Raw genomic sequence first — 3,042 nt, forward strand, 5'->3', positions numbered from 1 at the left:
CTCGCGCAGACGCGCGGCGGCTTCTGGCCCCGGCTGGCCGCCCCGGATCCCTCGCGCCTGCTCCAGCCCGGCCGCCTGCTGCGCCCGCTCTCCCGCGACTTCCTCCTCGACCTCGCGCTGGCGCTCGCCAAGGTCGCGGCGCTCGCCGCGGCCGCCTGGGGCGCCGCGCGCGACGGGGTGGCGCGGCTGCCGGCGCTGCTCGGCGCCGCGCCGGGGGAGCAGCTCGCCGCCCTGTTCGCGCTCCTCGCGCGGGTGGCGCTCCCGGTGCTCCTCGCCGCCGCCGCGCTCGCCCTGGCGGAGCTGGGGCTCGCCCGGTGGCGCTTCGCGCGCAAGCACCGGATGACGAAGGAGGAGGCGAAGCGCGAGGTGAGGGAGGACGAGGGCGATCCGCTCGTCCGCGGCCAGCGGCGGCGGCGCCACCGCGAGCTGCTCCGCAACCAGGCGCGCCTGGAGGTGCCGCGCGCCGACGCGCTGGTGGTGAACCCGACCCACGTGGCCGTCGCCCTCCGCTACCGGCGCGACGAGGGGCGCGCGCCGCGGGTCACCGCCAAGGGCAAGGGCGAGCTGGCCCGCCAGATGCGGGCGCTCGCGCGCGAGCACGGCGTCCCGGTGGTGCAGGACGTGCCGCTCGCGCGGCTGCTGTACCGGAAGGTGAAGGTGGGCCGGGAGATCCCCGCCCAGACCTACAAGGCCGTGGCCGCCGTGCTCGCGTTCGTCTACCGCGCCGCCGGCCGCCGCGACGGAGGGGCGCGCGCGTGAGCACGACCACGACCCCCGGGGCGCCCGCGGGCGGCCGGGCCGAGCTGGCGGTGGCGGTGGGGGTGCTCGGCATCCTCGCCATCCTGATCGTCCCGCTCCCGGCGGCGGCGCTGGACGTGTTCCTCGCCCTGTCCATCGGGCTCTCGGTGCTCATGCTGCTCGTCGCGCTCGGCCTCACCCGCGCGGTCGAGTTCTCGGTGTTCCCCTCGCTCCTGCTGCTCGTCACGCTGTTCCGGCTGGCGCTCAACGTCGCCACCACCCGGCTCATCCTCACCGACGGCGGCAAGGGCGCCGGCGCGGCCGGCCACCTGATCGAGACGTTCGGGCGCTTCGCGGTGGGGGGCAGCCTGGTGGTCGGGCTGGTGGTGTTCCTCATCCTGCTCATCGTGAACTTCACGGTGATCACGAAGGGCTCGAACCGCGTGTCGGAGGTGGCGGCGCGCTTCACCCTCGACGCGCTCCCCGGCAAGCAGATGGCCATCGACGCCGACCTCGCCGCCGGCCTGGTGGACGACCGCGAGGCGCGCGCCCGCCGGCAGGCGCTGGAGCGGGAGACCGAGTTCTTCGGCGCCATGGACGGCGCCTCCAAGTTCGTGCGCGGCGACGCGGTGGCCGGCCTCGCCATCACCGGGGTGAACATCGCGGGCGGGCTGCTGGCCGGCCTGCTGCGCGACCACCTCTCGCTCTCCGCCGCCGCCGAGACCTACACTCTGCTCACGGTGGGTGACGGGCTGGTCTCGCAGATGCCGGCCCTGCTCGTCTCCACCGCCTCCGGCCTGGTGGTGACCCGCGCCGCCGGCAGCGACCTCGGCACGCAGGTCGCGAGCCAGATGCTGGGCCGGCCCGCCGTGCTCCGCACCGCCGCGGGCGTCCTCGTGGCGCTCGGGCTGCTCCCGGGCATGCCGCTGGTCGCGTTCGGCGGGGTGGCCGGGGCGCTGCTCCTCGCGGCGCGGCGGGCCGCCGCCCGGCGGGAGGCCGCCGCCCGCGCGCCGCGCCCCGCCGCCGAGGAGAAGGGCCCGGAGCGGATCCAGGACCTGCTCGCGCTCGACGCGCTCGAGCTGGGCGTGGGCTACGGGCTGGTGCCGCTCATCGACCTCGACAGGGGCGGCGAGCTGCCCGGGCGCGTCACCGCGCTCCGGCGCCAGCTCGCCACCGAGCTCGGCATCGTGCTCCCGCCGGTGCACCTGCGCGACGACCTCCACCTCGAGCCCGGCCAGTACCGCGTGCTGCTCCGCGGGGTCGAGCTCGGCCGCGGCCTCGCCCACCCCGAGCGGCTCATGGCGCTCGACCCGAACGGCGGCGACCCCGCGGTGGAGGGCGTGCCGGGCGTGGACCCGGCGTTCGGCCTGCGCGCGGTGTGGATCACCCCGGCCGATCGCCCGCGCGCCGAGGCGCTCGGGCTCACGCTGGTGGACGCCGCGTCGGTGATCACCACGCACCTCTCCGAGCTGCTCCGCCGCAACGCGCACGAGATCGTGGGCCGCCAGGAGGTGCAGGAGCTGCTCGGGGTCCTGGGCCGCGACGCGCCCAAGCTGGTCGAGGACGTGGTCCCCGGCGCGATCTCGCTGGGCGAGCTGGTCCGGGTGGTCCGCGGGCTGCTCCGCGAGGGCGTGTCGGTGCGCGACCTGCGCACGGTGCTGGAGGCCGTCGCCGACGCGGCGCCGCGCTCGAAGGAGCCGGCCTGGCTGGTGGAGGCCGCGCGGCGGCGGCTGTCGCGGCAGCTCACCGCCCGCGCCGCGAACGCCGACGGCGTGGTGCGCGCGCTCACGCTCGACCGCGGCACCGAGGAGACGCTCCGGGCCACCCTGGGCGCGTCCGACGGCGAGGCGGCGCTCGCCCCCGACGTCGAGACCGCGCGGCGGCTGGTGGCGTCGCTCGAGTCGGGCGCCACGCGCCTGACCGGCGCGGGGCACCCCGTCGTCGTCCTGGCGCCACCGGACCTGCGCCGGCCGCTGTTCGACTTCGCCAGCCGCTTCGTGCCCGACGTCCAGGTGCTGGCGGCGCGCGAGCTGGTGCCCGGGACCACCGTGGAGCCGGCCGGGACGGTGCAGGCGCAGCCGCAGCTCGCGGCCTGACGGTTGCACTACCGGGCGCCAGGAGCCACGCCGATGACGCCCACCGTCCGCACCTTCCGCGCCCCCGACTCCGCCGCCGCGCTCGCCGCGGTGAAGGCCGCGCTCGGCCCCGAGGCGGTCATCCTCGCCACCCGCACCGTGGACGGCGGGCTGTTCCGCCGCGCCGAGGTGGAGATCACCGCCGCGCTGGAGCCGGCCGGCCCCGGCC

General features: G+C 77.7%; 2 protein-coding genes. Both read left to right on the plus strand.

The genetic code is table 11. The features are described 5' to 3' along the window. A partial coding sequence (locus PSR1_RS22600; RefSeq protein ID WP_059439559.1) for an EscU/YscU/HrcU family type III secretion system export apparatus switch protein occupies positions 1-759 on the plus strand: 759 nt, incomplete at its 5' end. Continuing rightward, positions 756-2,834, plus strand: coding sequence for a flagellar biosynthesis protein FlhA (gene flhA / locus PSR1_RS22605; RefSeq protein ID WP_059439560.1), 2,079 nt, complete (start codon positions 756-758; stop codon positions 2,832-2,834). The genes PSR1_RS22600 and flhA, both read left to right, overlap by 4 nt. Positions 2,835-3,042 lie beyond the last annotated feature (208 nt).

The sequence above is a fragment of the Anaeromyxobacter sp. PSR-1 genome (assembly GCF_000964525.1).
Lineage (GTDB): Bacteria > Myxococcota > Myxococcia > Myxococcales > Anaeromyxobacteraceae > Anaeromyxobacter.